The sequence below is a fragment of the Bradyrhizobium lablabi genome (assembly GCF_018129385.1).
Taxonomy (GTDB): domain Bacteria; phylum Pseudomonadota; class Alphaproteobacteria; order Rhizobiales; family Xanthobacteraceae; genus Bradyrhizobium; species Bradyrhizobium lablabi_C.
The window spans coordinates 647,270-662,475 of the sequence record NZ_JAFCLN010000001.1; the positions used below are offsets into that span (position 1 = coordinate 647,270).

12 protein-coding genes are annotated in these 15,206 nt (G+C 62.9%); 3 read left to right on the top strand and 9 right to left on the bottom strand.

The genetic code is table 11. From position 1 onward, the window contains the following. Window positions 1-17: 17 nt before the first annotated feature. Window positions 18-3,158 (bottom strand): efflux RND transporter permease subunit, encoded by a 3,141-nt coding sequence (locus JQ628_RS02985; protein ID WP_212218893.1) that lies wholly within the window; start codon window positions 3,156-3,158, stop codon window positions 18-20. A 41-nt stretch (window positions 3,159-3,199) separates the two neighbouring features. Beyond that, window positions 3,200-4,306, bottom strand: coding sequence for an efflux RND transporter periplasmic adaptor subunit (locus JQ628_RS02990; protein WP_212218896.1), 1,107 nt, complete (start codon window positions 4,304-4,306; stop codon window positions 3,200-3,202). A 279-nt stretch (window positions 4,307-4,585) separates the two neighbouring features. Here JQ628_RS02990 and JQ628_RS02995 point away from each other — a divergent pair, with 279 nt between their 5' ends. Next, window positions 4,586-5,422, top strand: a complete 837-nt coding sequence (locus JQ628_RS02995; protein ID WP_212218899.1) for a class I SAM-dependent methyltransferase — start codon at window positions 4,586-4,588, stop codon at window positions 5,420-5,422. Window positions 5,423-5,453: 31 nt separating this feature from the next. Here the strand turns inward: JQ628_RS02995 and JQ628_RS03000 are convergent, their stop codons facing one another. The 3 genes from JQ628_RS03000 to JQ628_RS03010 all read right to left on the bottom strand — a co-directional run bounded on the left by JQ628_RS03000 (window position 5,454) and on the right by JQ628_RS03010 (window position 9,665). Beyond that, window positions 5,454-6,422 (bottom strand): AraC family transcriptional regulator, encoded by a 969-nt coding sequence (locus JQ628_RS03000; protein WP_212218902.1) that lies wholly within the window; start codon window positions 6,420-6,422, stop codon window positions 5,454-5,456. Window positions 6,423-6,577: 155 nt separating this feature from the next. Then, window positions 6,578-8,131 carry a calcium-binding protein gene (locus JQ628_RS03005; RefSeq protein WP_212218905.1) on the bottom strand — a complete coding sequence of 518 codons (1,554 nt, stop codon included), beginning with the start codon at window positions 8,129-8,131 and terminating at the stop codon, window positions 6,578-6,580. 202 nt (window positions 8,132-8,333) lie between these two features. Beyond that, a complete protein-coding gene (locus tag JQ628_RS03010) occupies window positions 8,334-9,665 on the bottom strand; it encodes an MFS transporter (protein WP_212218908.1) in 1,332 nt (443 codons plus the stop codon). A 142-nt stretch (window positions 9,666-9,807) separates the two neighbouring features. Here JQ628_RS03010 and JQ628_RS03015 point away from each other — a divergent pair, with 142 nt between their 5' ends. Next, on the top strand, window positions 9,808-10,272 hold the full coding sequence (locus tag JQ628_RS03015; protein WP_212218911.1) for an RrF2 family transcriptional regulator: 465 nt from the start codon (window positions 9,808-9,810) through the stop codon (window positions 10,270-10,272). Then, a complete protein-coding gene (locus JQ628_RS03020) occupies window positions 10,262-10,963 on the top strand; it encodes a class I SAM-dependent methyltransferase (RefSeq protein ID WP_212218914.1) in 702 nt (233 codons plus the stop codon). The genes JQ628_RS03015 and JQ628_RS03020 overlap by 11 nt, the downstream gene beginning before the upstream one ends. A gap of 217 nt (window positions 10,964-11,180) precedes the next feature. On the opposite strand, the gene JQ628_RS03025 is transcribed toward JQ628_RS03020, so the two are convergent. From JQ628_RS03025 to JQ628_RS03040, 4 genes are all read right to left on the bottom strand, one after another. Beyond that, window positions 11,181-11,600 carry a hypothetical protein gene (locus JQ628_RS03025; RefSeq protein WP_212218918.1) on the bottom strand — a complete coding sequence of 140 codons (420 nt, stop codon included), beginning with the start codon at window positions 11,598-11,600 and terminating at the stop codon, window positions 11,181-11,183. Window positions 11,601-11,665: 65 nt separating this feature from the next. After that, complete coding sequence (locus JQ628_RS03030) at window positions 11,666-12,835, bottom strand: winged helix-turn-helix domain-containing protein (protein ID WP_212218921.1); 1,170 nt, start codon at window positions 12,833-12,835, stop codon at window positions 11,666-11,668. 121 nt (window positions 12,836-12,956) lie between these two features. After that, on the bottom strand, window positions 12,957-13,187 hold the full coding sequence (locus JQ628_RS03035; protein WP_212219359.1) for a hypothetical protein: 231 nt from the start codon (window positions 13,185-13,187) through the stop codon (window positions 12,957-12,959). Between the two features lie 275 nt (window positions 13,188-13,462). After that, window positions 13,463-14,866 carry a caspase family protein gene (locus tag JQ628_RS03040; protein WP_212218924.1) on the bottom strand — a complete coding sequence of 468 codons (1,404 nt, stop codon included), beginning with the start codon at window positions 14,864-14,866 and terminating at the stop codon, window positions 13,463-13,465. Window positions 14,867-15,206 lie beyond the last annotated feature (340 nt).

A 15,206-nucleotide genomic window follows, 5' to 3' on the forward strand; every position in this document is an offset into this window, starting at 1 on the left:
CGGTACTCAATGTTCAATTATTCTGCGGCTTCAGCAAGCGGAATTGCGTGCGGGCCGTCGGTGTGATGTTGCGGCGCGGCAACGGCTTTCTCGGTCGCGCCGCTCTCGTCGAGGCTCTTTCTGAACCAAAGCGCGTACAGACCCGGCAGGTATAGCAGGGTCAGGAAGGTTGCAACAAACAATCCTCCCATGATGGTGATCGCCATCGGGCCCCAGAAGGCCGAGCGCGACAGCGGGATCATGGCCAGGATCGCGGCGAGCGCGGTCAGCACCACCGGGCGGGCGCGCCGGACGGTGGCTTCCACGATGGCTTCCTTGCGGGTCAGGCCATGGGCGACGTCGGTCTCGATCTGGTCGACGAGGATGACGGTGTTGCGCATGATCATGCCGGCGAGCGCGATCAGGCCGAGCAGCGCCACGAAGCCGAACGGCTGGTTGGCGACGTTGAGCCCGAGCGAAGCACCAACGATTCCAAGGGGCGCCGTGAGGAACACCAGGGTCAGGCGCGAGAAGCTTTGCAACTGGATCATCAGCAGCGTCAGCATCACCAGCACCATCAGCGGGAACAGGATGAAGATCGAGGCATTGCCCTTGGCGGATTCCTCGAACGCCCCGCCCGGCTCGATCCGGTAGGCCGGCTCGAGATGGTCGCGGATCTCCTTCAGCTTCGGCCAGATCTGGTTGGTGACGTCAGGGGCCTGCACGCCGTCGACGACGTCGGTGCGCACGGTGATCGCCATGTCGCGGTTACGCCGCCACATGATCGGCTCTTCATGCGCATATTCGATCTTGGCGATCTGCTGTAGCGGCACGGCAACGCCGTTGCGCGAGGTGATGGTGAGGTCGCCGACCTTGCCGAGGTCGAGCCGCTCGCCAGGCACGGCGCGCGCGACCACGCCGACCTTTTCGATGCCGTCGCGGATGGTGGTGACCGGCGCGCCCGAAATGAGCATCGACAGCGCCTGCGAGACGTCCTGCGGGGTGAGGCCGAGCGCACGGGCGCGGTCCTGGTCGACCACCAGCTTCAGATAAGGCGACTGCTCGTTCCAGTCGAGCTGGACTTCCTGGACGTTGGGGTTCTGCCGCATCACGTCGCGTACCTTGTAGGAGATGTCACGCACCGTGTTGGGATCGGGACCGATCACGCGGAACTGGACGGGGAAGCCGACCGGCGGGCCGAAATTGAAGCGGTCGACGCGCACGCGAGCTTCGGACAGCGCGCCACCCGCGACCGCCTTCTCGATCTTCGCCTTGATGCGCTCGCGCGCCTCGACGTCCTTGGAAACGATCACGATCTCGGCAAAGGCCTCGTTCGGGAGCTGCGGGTTGAGGCCGAGCCAGAAGCGCGGCGAGCCCTGACCGACATAGGCGGTGTAGGTCGCAATATCCTTGTCGTCCTTCAGCAGCGCTTCGGCCTTCTTGACGGAGTCTTCCGTTACCTTGAACGCGGTGCCCTCGGGCAGGCGCAACTGGAGGAACAGCTCTGGCCGCTCGGACAGCGGGAAGAACTGCTGCTGCACATGGCCGAAGCCGACGATGGAGGCGATGAAGATGCCGACGGTAGCCAGCACCACCTTGATGCGGTGATCGACGCACCATTGCACGATCGCGCGCAGGCCGCGATACATCCGGGTCTCATAGACCGCATGCGGATCATGGTTGTGGTGGACCTTGATGTTCGGCAGCAGCTTGACGCCGATATAGGGCGTGAAGATCACCGCCACGAACCAGGACGCGACCAGCGCGATCGCCACGATCCAGAAGATGCCGCCGGCATATTCGCCGACCGCGGAATTGGCAAAACCGATCGGCAGGAAGCCGGCGGCCGTGACCAGCGTGCCCGTCAGCATCGGAAACGCAGTGGATTCCCAGGCGAAGGCGGCCGCGCGGACGCGATCCCAGCCCTGCTCCATCTTTACCACCATCATCTCGACCGCGATGATGGCATCGTCCACCAGAAGGCCGAGCGCGATGATCAGCGCGCCGAGGGTGATGCGGTGCAGGTCGAGCGACATCGTGTTCATGACGATGAACACGATCGCGAGCACCAGCGGCACGGAAGCGGCCACCACAAAGCCGGTGCGCCAGCCCAGCGCCACGAAGGAGACGAACAGCACGATGGCGAGCGCCTCGATGAAGGAGTGCACGAACTCGCCCACGGCATGCTCGACCACTTTCGGCTGATCGGCGATCTGCTCGACTTCGATGCCCTGCGGCACCGCCTTCATGAATTCGTTGGTAGCGGCCTCGACGTCCTTGCCGAGCTCCAGGATGTTGGCGCCCTTGGTGGTGACGACGCCGATGCCGATCGCGGGCTTGCCTTCCTGGCGCGCCACGAAAGTCGGGGGATCGACGAAACCATGCGTGACGGTCGCGATATCGCCGAGCCGGAACACGCGGCCATTGCTTTCGACCGGCGTCTCGGCGACGGCCTTGGCGCCGTCGAGCGCGCCGGTGACGCGCAGCGGCACGCGCTGCGCGGAGGTTTCGACCGTGCCGGCAGGGGTCACGTTGTTCTGCTTGGCGAGCGAGTCGAACAGCGCTTGCGGCGTGATGCCGAGGGTGGCGAGTTTCGCGTGCGAGAATTCGACGTAGATGCGCTCGTCCTGGGTGCCGTAGAGATTGACCTTGGTGACGCCCGTCACCTTGAGCAGGCGCTGGCGCAGGCCTTCGGCCGCCTTCTTCAATTGCTTATAGTCGGCGCCGTCGCCGGTCATCATAAAGAGAATGGAATCGACGTCGGAGAATTCGTCGTTGACGTTGGGGCCGATCAGGCCGGCCGGCAACTGGCCCTGCACGTCGGCGATCTTCTTGCGCAAGAGATAAAAGAGATAGGGAACGTCCTTTGCCGGGGTCGAATCCCGGAAGGTGACCTGCAATGCCGTGAAAGACGGCTTGGAGTAGGTCTGCACCTTCTCGAAATAGGGCAGCTCCTGAAGCTTCTTCTCGATGGGATCGGCGACCTGCGTCTGCATTTCCTGCGCGGTCGCGCCCGGCCAGATCGCGGAGACGTTCACCACCTTCACCGTGAAGAACGGATCCTCGGCGCGGCCGAGCTTCTGGTAGGAGATGAAGCCGGCGACGCCGAGCGCGATCATCAAGAACAGCACCAGCGTCGGATGGCTTACCGCCCAAGCCGAGAGATTGAAGCGCTTCATCTTACCCTCCAGTAATGATCGCTGTTCTCATGACGCAGGAATTAGAATGACAATGCCGACACGACGCGGACCTTCTGCGCCGGATCGAGCTTTTGCACGCCGAGCATGACGACCTTTGCGCCTTCATCGACGCCACCGGCGATCACGACATTGTCGCTGTCGTAGGACTTCACCTTCACCGGCTTGAGCGCGATGCTGCCGTTATCATCGACCACATAGAGCGAAGGATCGCCGCCCTGGTTGTACAGCGCCGACAGCGGCAGCCTTGCGACGCGCTCGGTGACGGGGTCGCCGAGCGTCAGCGTCGCGGTCATGCCGAGCGAGACCTTTTCATCCGCCTCGGGGATCGAGAACTTTGCAAGATAGGTGCGCGTGGCGGGATCGGCCGACGGCGCGATCTCGCGCAGCCTGGCGGCGTACTTCTTGTTGGGCTCCGACCACAGCGTAACCGAGGCAACGCCATCCTTGGCGCGGCCGACCAGTGTTTCCGGGATCGCAACCACGGCTTCCTTTTCGCCGAAGCGCGCGACGCGGATCGCGGCCTGGCCGTTGGCAACGACCTGGCCGGGCTCGATCAAGGTGGCGGTGACGACGCCGCGGGTGTCCGCCACCAGCGTCGCATAAGAAAGAGAGTTTTTGGTCAGTTCGACCGAGCGCTCGCCGCGATTGAGGCGCGCCCTCGCCTCGTCGGCCGCGGCGCGCGCCGAATCCATCTGCGCGTCGGTGGTCCAGCCCTTGGCACGGAGGTCCTTGGCGCGCTGTTCGTTGGCGGCGGCCTGGGCGAGCACGCCGGTGGCGGCGCGGAACTCGGCCTCGGCCTGCTCGGCCTGCAGCTTCAGGTCGACCTCATCAAGCGTAGCGAGCGGCTGGCCGATATCGACCGTCTGGCCAACCTCGACCAGCCGCTTCGCCACCTTGCCTGGAACGCGGAAACCCATGTCGGCTTCGACCCGGGGCCTGATCGTGCCGACAAAACTACGTTCCGGCGAAGAGGCTTCGTATTTCACCGTGGCGACCAGGACGGGACGTCCCGGAACCGCCTTTTCAGCCGCTATCTCGTTGCATCCGCCGAGGGAAATCGCCGCAAAAGCCAGCGCTGCCCCGGTCAAGAGCTTGGAATAGCTGGACAAAACGGAACGGACGAACATCGGATCCTCCTCGGCTAAAAACTGATGAGAAGTGTCGTTTGTTCACTGATGAATGTCAATAATCGTCAGTAGACACATGTCCGTGAGTTAATGAAGGGTTTATGACTGTTTCGCTCGGGGGCGCATGATCCGGAAAAGTGGACACCGGTTTTCCGAAAAGATCATGCGCAAACAAAAAGCTAGAGCGGGATGACGATTCGAAGAAAAGTCATCCTGCTCTAACCGGCGCGCCTCACCGGCAAAATGGATAAAGTCCCGCAGACTTTGATGGGCTCCGCCATGGCTTCAAAAATCCGCTCGGCCATCGACTTCTACGACCGCCATCCGATCTCGGCGCAGATCATCCTCGCCAAACTCGAGGCGACGCGCGGGACGCTGGAGGGATTGCAGCCGGACGATCTGTTTCCGCACGACCAGGATCACTATGGCGGACTCGCCGCCAATGATGCGCTGGCGAAGGCCGCGCGGATCGGCATCGGCAGCAAGGTCGTCGATCTCTGCGCCGGCCTCGGCGGTCCCGCCCGCTATCTGGCGCACCGCTTTGGCGCCATCGTCACCGGCATCGAACTGACGCCCGCCCGCGTCGCCGGTGCGGCTGAGCTGAGCCGGCGGGTGGGCCTGAACGGTCAGGTCCGCATGATCGAAGGCAATGTGATGGACCTGCCGCTTGCGGATGCGAGCCAGGACGCCGTGATCAGCCAGGAAGCGCTGCTGCATGTGCCCGACATCGCGCGGGCGTTCGCCGAAGCGCATCGCGTGCTGCGCCCGGGCGGACGCATCGCCTTCACCAACTGGGTCGTGCACCGGCCGCTGCCCGAGGGGCAGCGGCAATTGCTGTGGGACGGCATGGCGGCCGCGACGCTGATCGGCATCGAGGCGCATGCCGGGCTGTTGCGCGCCGCGGGCTTTGAGATCGAGGCCGTCGAGGACGAGACGCCGGCGTGGGGAACTATCCTCGGCGAGCGGCTGCGCATGTATGAAAAACTTCGAGGCGAAGCCGAAGCGGCCGGCACGCCTTCCGGCCATGACGATTTCTACCGCTCCTATGTGCTGTTCGTCGATCTCGTGCAGCGCAAGGAAATGGGCGGCGCGCGGTTTACCGCGGTGAAGCAGTAGATATTGCCCGACTGAGCCAACGTGCCCGATATTACTCCGATCGACGGCGTGCGCGGCTGCGTACATCGGAGGGTGTCTCGCCGTAGCGGCGGGGGAAGCACTGGTTAAAATAGGACAGATCGCCAAAGCCGCAGTCGGCGGCGATCGCGCCGATCGGCAGAGATAAGGAACCGGGATCGGCGAGACGGCGATGCACGAGCGTCAGCCTTGCCTGGAGCAGGAAAGACGAAAATGTCCCGCCCTCGCTTTCGAACAACTGCTGGACGTAACGGGGGCTCACACCCTGAACGCGCGCCACATCCCTGACCGACAACGAGGCATCCCCGAGATGCGTCAGCACGTGCCGCTTCATCGAATCGAGCCGGGCGGCGCGCAGGCCTCGGCCACTGGCGAGTTCCATGCCGTCGCGCGTCGCCCCAAGCGCCAGAGCAACAAGATCGCAGATATGAAGGACCATCGCGCGCTGTAGGTTCAGGCCGGCGGCCGCGTGATCGGCACGGACCGCCGCCAGATAGGTTTTCAGGAGCCGCAATGCATCGGTTTCCGCGGGGATCGGTTGCAAGAAGCTGTCTTCCAGACGCTTGACCTGTGGCTTGAGAGCAGCGCGAGGGATTTTCACCGTGACCATCTTCTGGAGGGGCGAGAGGCTTTCAACCCTCGCTTTGTCCGCGCTGGATATCATGAGGGCCGGTCCCGCTCCGACGGTGATCTGCCGCCCCAGTTGCGAGAACGACGTAGGAGTATTCGACCAGCCCAACACACAATCATCGTCGGATCGGCTGAGGTCGCGGCTCTTCTCGAAGCGATGCGGGGTGTAGCCGCCCCACATCACGCTCGCACCGGGAAGCATGCGGAGTTCAAGCTCCGCGCTGCATTCCGCGCTCAAGGGGACGATCTCCATATTGGCGACGCCACGCCCGATCATCTCCCGGAACATCGTCAAGCGTTCGCGTTCGGGAAGCTCGGCCATCGAAAAGCGAAGTATCGACGATATGTTCATTTCATGCGCTTGTCATATGCGGCAGCAAACCAGGCCTTCGATCGGCAGGCCAATCCAGCGGCTGAACGAAGCGCAGCCTAATGCGGACCGGGCATAGGCGGCAAGCAACCGGCGCCGGGCCTGAAAGATCGGCCCGGCACCGCGACCCGGTCTCGTCACAGCAGGATGAACTGCTCCATGGCGGATATGGAAGTGCTGGCGTAGTCCAGACCGACAAACTCGACGGTGACGTCGGCATCGGTGTCGGGATCGAGATAGACCGTCAGCAGCACATCGCCATTGTCGCTCGCGGAGAGCGCCACCTTGCCGGCCTCCGTCGTGTTGAGGTCATGGTGGAAGAAAAGCTTGTTGCCGGCGACGAGGCTCTTGAGGCCGCTCAGATCGACCACGTCGTGATCCTTGATGGAAAAGTCCATGATCTGGTCGAACGAACTCAGCTCGACTGCGCCATTGCTGAACGTATGCCGGTCGACGTCTTCCGGCCGGAACTGGAACGTATCGCGGCCCGTCCCGCCCCCCATCTTGTCGAAGCCGAGCCCGCCGACGATCAAATCGTTGTCGGCACCGCCATGAAGGATATCGTCGCCGGTGCCGGCGAATATCTTGTCGGCACCCTCGTTACCGAGCAGCACGTCGTTGGCCTGGGTGCGCGTGTCGACGGTGCCGTCCACACCGGCTTCGCCGATGATGTCATCGCCGAGGCCACCGTGAACGGTGTCGTTGCCCTCCCCGGTCCAGATGATGTCGCCGCCGTCATCGCCCCAGACCTCGTCGTCTCCCTCGTCATCATAGATGACGTCGCTGTCACGGCCGCCGGAAAGCATGTCGCTTCCCCAGCCGCCATAGATGAAATCGACACCGGCGCCGCCATAGAGTTCGTCATGGCCAAAGCGGCCTTCCAGAATATCGTTGCCATCGTTGCCGTAAAGCACGTCATTCTTGCCGGCGCCCTTTACCACGTCGGCGAAATCACTGCCGTGGAACTCCAGCAGCTCGAAATTCTTCGTGTACGATCCTTCGTTCTGCTGAAGGTAGAAGTCGAACGTTGAAGCTTGCACGACATTCTTGACGATCAGCTTGTCGAGAAAGCCATCGCCGCCGTCGGCATAGTCGCCAAGATCGATGGTGATCTGATCGTCACCGTCCCCGCCCAACGCTACATCGTTTTCGAAGTAGGTGAACGGGGAGGTATCGGAAACAAAGATGAAGTCGTTGCCGCTGCCGCCTTCGACCATATCGTGATCGCTGCCACCGAAGAGCCAGTCATTTCCCTTGCCTCCGACGATCCAGTCATTGCCGGCGAGCCCCCACACGGTGTCGTTGCCGTCGCCTCCGATCAGAAGCTCGTCGTAAGGATACTCTTGTCCCGGATCGTGCGAGCCCGTGCCGGTCTTGGGGTTGAACTTCACGAAATAGTAGTCGTCATCTTCCTGGTCATCCATATTGTCAGCGATGCGCTCGATATTCTCTTCGGTTTCTTCAAACTCGGTGAAGGGATCACTCCAGTATGCAGGCCCGCGGATGCCAAAGTTGTAATCCAGGTCGCCGAACCCGAAATCGGGCGGATAGACCGCCCATGTTTCATTGTCGCCGATGATGAAATCGTTGCCGTCTCCTCCCCACACGATGTCGCGCGTACGCTCATCCGGACTCGCTATCAGGTGAGCATAGGTAACGCCTCCATTGGCAAGCTTGACGAGATTGGCCATGTATCGCTCCTCACGTTGCGTTGTCGCCCGTGCATCAGGGCATGCCGCTACGTCGTGAGCAGTGAGAAAGCAGTTCGATCAATGCTGGCAGTCGACAGCAAAAACACGTCGTAGTTCGCTCAGGCCCGCGCCGCAGTTCGCTGCGACCCGCATCGGCGCAGCGATCCGCGCAACGGCGCGTATGAGTTCCTGCGAGAGCGCGTTACTTCGCAGGCCCGGCGGCGAACTCCGTCTTGCTGTCGTGCCCGCCGAGGAACACCATCAGTCCCGCAACCAGCGGCAACAGCGACAGCACCAGCAGCCCGGTCGAGGTGCTGCCGGTGGCGTCCTTGACCCAGCCGATCAGGTAGGGGCCGCCGAAGCCGGCGAGGTTGCCGATCGAATTGATCAGCGCGATGGCGCCGGCGGCGGCGGTGCCGGAGAGCCAGGCGGTCGGCAATGTCCAGAACACCGCAAAGCAGCAGAAGATGCCGATCGCGGCGACCGTCAGCGCGATCATGGTGGTGACCGGCTCGGTGATGAAGCCGCAGACGCCAAGCGCGATCGCCGTCAGCAGCAGCGGCCCGCCGACATGGGCAACGCGCTCGCGCGTGGCGTCGGAATGGCGCGCCCACAAGATCATGGCGATCGTGCCGAACAGATACGGAATCGCGGTGACGAAACCGGTCTGCACATTGGTGAGGCCAAAGGCCTTCACGATCGTCGGCAGCCAGAACTGCATGCCGTAGAGCGCGCCGACAAAGCCGAAATAGATCACGCTGAGCGCGATCACCTTTGGCGAGGCCAGCGCCTCGCCAAGCGAAAAGTGCCGGACGGCCTCCTTGGCGGCCTTTTCGGCTTCAAGCTTCGAGGCGAGCCAGGCCTTCTGCTCGGCGGTGAGCCAGTTCGCCTTCTCCGGTTTGTCCGTCAGATAGAACCAGGTGACAACGCCGAGCAGCACCGAGGGGATGCCTTCGAGAATGAACAGCCACTGCCATCCGCTCAGCCCCATGAAGCCGTGCAGGTTGAGCAGCATTCCCGAGATCGGCGCGCCGATCACGGTCGAGAGCGGCACGGCCACCGCGAACGCCGCCATGAACAGCGCGCGATACTGGGCCGGGTACCAGTAGGTGAGATAGAGGATGATGCCGGGGAAGAAGCCGGCTTCCGCAACGCCAAGCAGAAAGCGCAGGATGTAAAAGCTCCATTCGCCGCTCACGGTCGCCATCAGCGCCGAGAGGATGCCCCAGCTCACCATGATGCGGGCGATCCATCTGCTGGCGCCGAATTTTTCCAGCGCCAGATTGCTCGGCACCTCGAAGATGAAATAGCCGATGAAGAAGATGCCGGCGCCGGTGGCAAACACCAGCGGCGAGAATTTCAGATCCGCGTTCATGGTGAGCGCGGCAAAGCCGAGATTGACGCGGTCGAGATAGGCGAGGAAGTAGGCGAGGATCAGAAACGGAATGAGCCGCCAGGAGATCGCGCGGATGGTGGAGGTTTCGATGTCGCTCTTGGCGCCGCCGGCGATGGCGGCGGTGGTGAGTTGGCTCATGCGTTTGCTCCCGGCCGTTTCTTTGTTCGCGTGTCGCTTTTGAGCGCCGCAAAGACTCTAGTCAATTCGATCTGTGCAGACCTCGCATTCGAGGAGCGAGGGCCGCTTGACCGATGTTCGATTTCGTAATATTTGAAGTTACATGAGACGAGACAGCCGATTATCGGGCGTGCTGCACGTGCTGCTGCACATGGCGGAGCACAACGGCCCGGTGACGTCAGAAGTGCTGGCGAAAGCGATGGGCACGAATGCGGTCGTGGTCCGGCGGATCATGGCGGGCTTGCGCGAGGCCGGCTACGTCCGTTCCGAAAAGGGCCATGGCGGCGGCTGGGTGATCCATCGTGATCTGGAAAAGATCACGCTTCGCGACGTCTACGACGCGCTCGGCCATCCTTCGCTGCTGGCGATGGGCAACCGGACGGAATCGCCCGGCTGTCTGGTCGAGCAGGCGGTGAATGCCGCGCTCGACAGCGCATTTGCTGATGCGGAGGCGCTGCTGCTCTCGCGTCTCGGCGAAGTCACGCTGGCCCAACTGAGCGCCGATTTTCACGCGCGGCTTTCCGCTCGCTCCCACTCTTCGTCAATGGAGATTTCCGATGTCCACTGAGGCCAGCGCCAAGCTCTTTGTAGAGGCCTTCTCCGATCCGGTGAAGGTGGCGCAATATCTGGACGGGCCGCGGCGCTTCGTGCCGGGGCTTGCCGATCTTCATCGGATGACGGGCATCCTGCTGGCGGAGCGCGCGCCGCGCGACGCTCGGATATTGGTGCTGGGCGCGGGCGGCGGCATGGAATTGAAGGCGATGGCAGAGGCCCATCCGGAGTGGACGTTTGTCGGGATCGATCCGGCCCGGCCGATGCTGGACCTGGCCGCTGAAACCCTCGGGCCGCATCGCGCCCGCGTCGAATTTGTGCAGGGCTATATCGAGGATGCGCCGCCTGGGCCATTCGATGCGGCGACCTGCCTGTTGACGCTGCACTTCCTGAGCGCTCCCGAACGGCAGCGCACGGCAAGCGATATCCGGCGCCGGCTCAAGCCGGGCGCGCCCTTCGTGGCAGCCCATGGCAGCTTTCCGCAGGACAGCGATCAGCGGCCGCAATGGCTGTCACGCTACGCGGCGTTCGCGCTTGCCTCAGGTGCAGACCCGGAGATGGTCAGCAAGGCCCGCGACGCCGTCGACGCGCATGTCAACATGTTCGGCCCGGACCAGGACGAAGCCATCCTTCGCGACGCCGGCTTTTCGGATGTCAGCCTGTTCTATACGGCGTTCACCTTCCGCGGCTGGGTTGCGCGCGCCTGACTGAAGCATGCTGAGATCAGGAATGCATCGATTAGCCACGGGCTCGGTCAACCTCTCCCGCTTGCGGGGGAGGTCGGCGCGAAGCGCCGGGTGGGGGCTCTCTCCCCACGGGCACCGTTTGCTGCGGAGACACCCCCACCCCAGCCCTCCCCCGCAAGCGCGGGAGAGGGAGCTGCGCCTCGCTCGTTGCCGAATCCGAACCTGATCTCATCATGCTTTAGCGCCGTGCCTTCGTCCTGGCGCGTTTCTTCGAAGCCGCCTTGCTTGCGCTCTTGCTGGATTTTGCTGCCTTCTTCGGCGCCGACTTTTTCGCGTTCGACTTCTTCGCGGCTTTCTTGACGGGACGTTTGGCGGTCTTTTTCGCGGCGTTCTTTCTGGCTGACTTCTTCGCCTTCGCCGCCCGCTTTGGGGCCGCCCTCTTCCTCGCAGGCTTCTCGACAACAGGTGCCGGCGCTGCCAGCAGCGGATCGGAAACGAGCCCGTCGGCGGCAAGCGGCATGTAGGAGACGGCGCGCTCGTCGGCTTTCAGCGCCGGCCGGTCGGTATTAAGCGCGTCGCTTGCCGCGTCGGTCACGGTCTTCGCGGCGTCCTTCAGGGTATCGGCGATCTTTTCCAGAACGGATTTTTCGTTGTCCATGATGCCTCCCGGCATTTCTGCCTGGGAACAACAGGAGCGGAGGCAACGGGTTCCTTGCGGGAACCTCAGTCCGCGAGCTGAAAGCGCTCGAACCGGCCGAGCTCTTCCTCGATCTGCCGCTTGAGATCCTTGCGCGCCTCGCCTTTTGCCGCCTTGCCCTTCCCTACCCAGCTCCACTTCTGCATCAGGAGTTTTTTGTTCTGGCGGTCGGTCTTCAGATCGATGGCGGCGACGATCTCGTCCCCCAGCAGGACCGGCAGCGCGAAGTAGCCGAACTGGCGCTTTTCCTTCGGTACATAAGCCTCGAACTTGTGGCCGTAGCCGAAGAACAATTCGGTGCGCTTGCGCTGGATGATCAGGGGATCGAACGGCGAGAGAATGTGCACCAGATGCGGGTCTCCCTCGCTCGTGCTTTCAAGCACCTCGGGTTTCACCCAATGCTCCTGCTTGCCGGCGCCTTCCAGCGCGACCGGCAGCAACTCCTTCCGGCGCACGCGGGCCTCGATCAGCTTGCGGATTGCGGGCTTGCTCGGCGCATCGAGATGGCAGATCGAGTCCAGGCTGACGACGCCCTGCGAACGCAGCGCGCGGTCGAGCTGGTAGGCGGTGGCTTCGCTGGCGCTGGCCGGCTTCGGCAGTTTGTCCCAGCCAAAATGCCGTTCCATCAGCTCATAGGTCTTGAGCATGCCGGTGCGTTCAGAGATCGTCACCGCGCCGGTATAGAAGGCGAGCTGTAGCGCAAACTTGGAAGGCTTGCGGCTGTGCCACAGATGCTCCTTTTCCCGGAGCACGTCGTCTTCGATGTCGCGGATGGTGAGCGCGCCGGCGCGGAGCAGCCGCATCACCTTGCGCGTGTCGGCCGGTTTCACCGACGCGTACCATTTATGGCCGTCGCGCTTGTGCTCCTTCATCAATGGCATGAAGAAACGAAAGTCCTTCGAGGGCACGTAGGACAGCGCATGGGTCCAGTATTCGAACACGCTCTTGTCGATGCTCTGGGCCTGCTTGAGATCGGCGCGGCGATAGGCGGGGATGCGGCTGAAGAGGATGTGATGGTGGCAGCGCTCGATCACGTTGATGGTGTCGATCTGCACATAGCCGAGATGGGCGACCGCTTCCGCAGTCGCCTGCGCGCCCTCGCCGAACGGCGCCGGGCTGTCCAGGCGCTGGGCGTGCAGCCAGATGCGGCGGGCTTTTGCTTGGCTTAGAGGAAGGGGCTCGGTCTTGCGGGGCATCGTCTCCGTAGTTTAACGGGGATTCGCGCGCCGGAACATCCTCGGTCTATGGGAGCATGACCCCATCCGAAAACCGCTGCACACTTTGCGCTAACGCGGCCCTTCGGGTCGGGATCATGCGCTACCGCTTTCCCCGCCCCATGATGCTGCCGGTCGCCACGTCCGCTTCGCACGACGCCCTGCCGCGGTCCAGCGCCTGGCATTTGTAGATGCTGCCGGTGAGGCGATCGATCAGCCAGGCGGTTTCGTCGGTGGGACTTTCCATGCCGATGTAGCGCGAGCCCATGGCGGAGATCAGTGTCGAGAGCAGGATCGCCGCCGCAATCATCGCCGCGCCGATCAGGATCGGCATCGATGTGGTGGAACCCGTCTGATCCGGAGGATTGGCGCGATACCCCTGAAACTCACTGTGCCTTCGAATTGGATGGAACACCGGCCCCTGCTTCGTCTGCTTGTGTTTCGCGTTTTTTGCTTTTTGTTGTGAACGTCTTTTGTAGAGCAGCATATGGCCGATTTCTTGTTCGCGGATCAGCTATGGCGCGATTACGAAAAAAATTGTCAGAGTGTTGCAAACGAAGAGGCGGCCCTTGGGCCGCCTCTCGCACAGTCTCGATTTGAAGCATTCGCCTAGCGGAACATGCCGCCCATCATCCGGAAGATCGGAGGCGGGCCACCGCCGCCGCCGCCACGACGATAGTGGCGGCCACCACCTCCGCCACCGCTGCGCCGGCGGGACACGCGCGGCTCGTCGTCGGAGGAGTCGTCCGAGGAAGACGTCGGGCGGGTGGCAAGGATTTCGGTCGACAGCGCCTTGTGCTGGAGCGCGTTGAGGTAGCCCGTCTTCGGATATCCGCGAGCCGCCTGCCAGCGCGAGATTACGGAACGGGTTTCATCGTCGAACTTGCCGGTGGCCTTGATGTCGAAGCCAAGGCCGGTGAGGCGGCGCTGCACGTCGCGGCGCTGCATCTTGTTCAGGCCGAGCTGGTCTTCGGTCACCTGCGTGCCTTCTTCGGTGAAGGTTGCGGGGTCTAGGCCGGAAGTCGCAGTGAGGTTGCGCGTCGCGGTCGACGGGCCGTCCTGGAGCGCGGCGATACGGGCGAGCGCCAGCGGCTTGAAGGTGCCGTTCGGATAGTTCGACAGATACGCGTTGAGTTCCTCGACCTTGTTGGAGTCCTTGATCGAGCGCCAGAACTCGATCTCGACGTCGCTGGCGGGCGCGGCGGCGAACGGCTTGCTCTGCATGTCCATCGCTTCGCTGCCCTTGACGGGGTTGAGGTAGACCGAACCGGTCAGGTTGGTGTGGCCCCAGGGGAGCTGGTTCTTGGCGGTCTCGTCATTGACCTGGGCGCGAACCTTGGTCATGGCCTGCTGGATCTCGACGCCGGGCTGGGCAATGTTGGCGAGCAGCGCGCGGGTGAACGGGCTGTTGGTGCCGGCTTCGCCGTCGAGCGCGGTCTGGCCCGGGCCGGTGGCGAAAGCGAGCAGCGTGCCTTCGCCGGACTTCATCTCGGCAAGACCGGTCTGCACGTTGACGCTGCGGGTCGCCTTGGCGGAACGGATTTTTGCGGCGAACGGGTTGTCGCGGCAGGCATCGAGGAACACCAGCTTGACCTTGGCATCGCCCATGGTCTGTTCCAGCGTCAGGTCGATATTGATGGCGGCGCCCAGCTTGACGTCCATCTCGGATTTGAGGTCGGCATCGACCGGCAACAGGTAGTTGGTGCCGTTCACCGCAATGCCGTGGCCGGCATAATAGAAGATGGCGACATCGGCGCCTTCCGCCTTCTTGCCGAAGTCCAGAAGCTTCTCCGTCATCTTGTCGCGGCTGAGGTTGGAACCTTCCACCACCTCGAAGCCGACATTGCGCAGAAGCTTGGCCATCGACTTGGCGTCGACCGCCGGGTTCGGCAGTGCCGGCACCGCCTTGTAGGCGCCGTTGCCGAGCACGAAGGCGACACGCTTGTCAGCGAGCGCGGCGCTCGAGCTAACCAGAAGTCCTGCGACTGACATTGCTGCGATCCAGAAGCGCATGATCCACTCTCCCCTGCTCCCTTCAGACCCGTGGGCCGAAATTCGATGGGGCCAATGTGAACGACTCTTAATCCCGCCTCCGTGACCCAGATCACACTGAAGTTCCGCTCAATCGAACGCGATTGGAAATCGATGCGACGCGACGCCCGAATTGGGCCCTCAAGCCCTGCCGGCGCTGAAGTTCGCGGAAAACGCGCCCGGCGGCGCGGCGGCGCACGTTAACGAAGCCGGTGAATTGGCACCAACTGGAGCGGCGTCTGGGGATACACTGAGATCATTGCCATTTCCGTGTGACCCGCATCACATTCCCCGATTTGAACCGGGTCTATGTTCGGACCAT

Coding starts and splice junctions, on each gene's coding strand:
- JQ628_RS02985 (WP_212218893.1), bottom strand. CDS start 3,158: ATGAAGCGCTTCAATCTCTCGGCTTGGGCGGTAAGCCATCCGACGCTG.
- JQ628_RS02990 (WP_212218896.1), bottom strand. CDS start 4,306: ATGTTCGTCCGTTCCGTTTTGTCCAGCTATTCCAAGCTCTTGACCGGG.
- JQ628_RS02995 (WP_212218899.1), top strand. CDS start 4,586: ATGGCTTCAAAAATCCGCTCGGCCATCGACTTCTACGACCGCCATCCG.
- JQ628_RS03000 (WP_212218902.1), bottom strand. CDS start 6,422: ATGAACATATCGTCGATACTTCGCTTTTCGATGGCCGAGCTTCCCGAA.
- JQ628_RS03005 (WP_212218905.1), bottom strand. CDS start 8,131: ATGGCCAATCTCGTCAAGCTTGCCAATGGAGGCGTTACCTATGCTCAC.
- JQ628_RS03010 (WP_212218908.1), bottom strand. CDS start 9,665: ATGAGCCAACTCACCACCGCCGCCATCGCCGGCGGCGCCAAGAGCGAC.
- JQ628_RS03015 (WP_212218911.1), top strand. CDS start 9,808: ATGAGACGAGACAGCCGATTATCGGGCGTGCTGCACGTGCTGCTGCAC.
- JQ628_RS03020 (WP_212218914.1), top strand. CDS start 10,262: ATGTCCACTGAGGCCAGCGCCAAGCTCTTTGTAGAGGCCTTCTCCGAT.
- JQ628_RS03025 (WP_212218918.1), bottom strand. CDS start 11,600: ATGGACAACGAAAAATCCGTTCTGGAAAAGATCGCCGATACCCTGAAG.
- JQ628_RS03030 (WP_212218921.1), bottom strand. CDS start 12,835: ATGCCCCGCAAGACCGAGCCCCTTCCTCTAAGCCAAGCAAAAGCCCGC.
- JQ628_RS03035 (WP_212219359.1), bottom strand. CDS start 13,187: ATGCCGATCCTGATCGGCGCGGCGATGATTGCGGCGGCGATCCTGCTC.
- JQ628_RS03040 (WP_212218924.1), bottom strand. CDS start 14,866: ATGCGCTTCTGGATCGCAGCAATGTCAGTCGCAGGACTTCTGGTTAGC.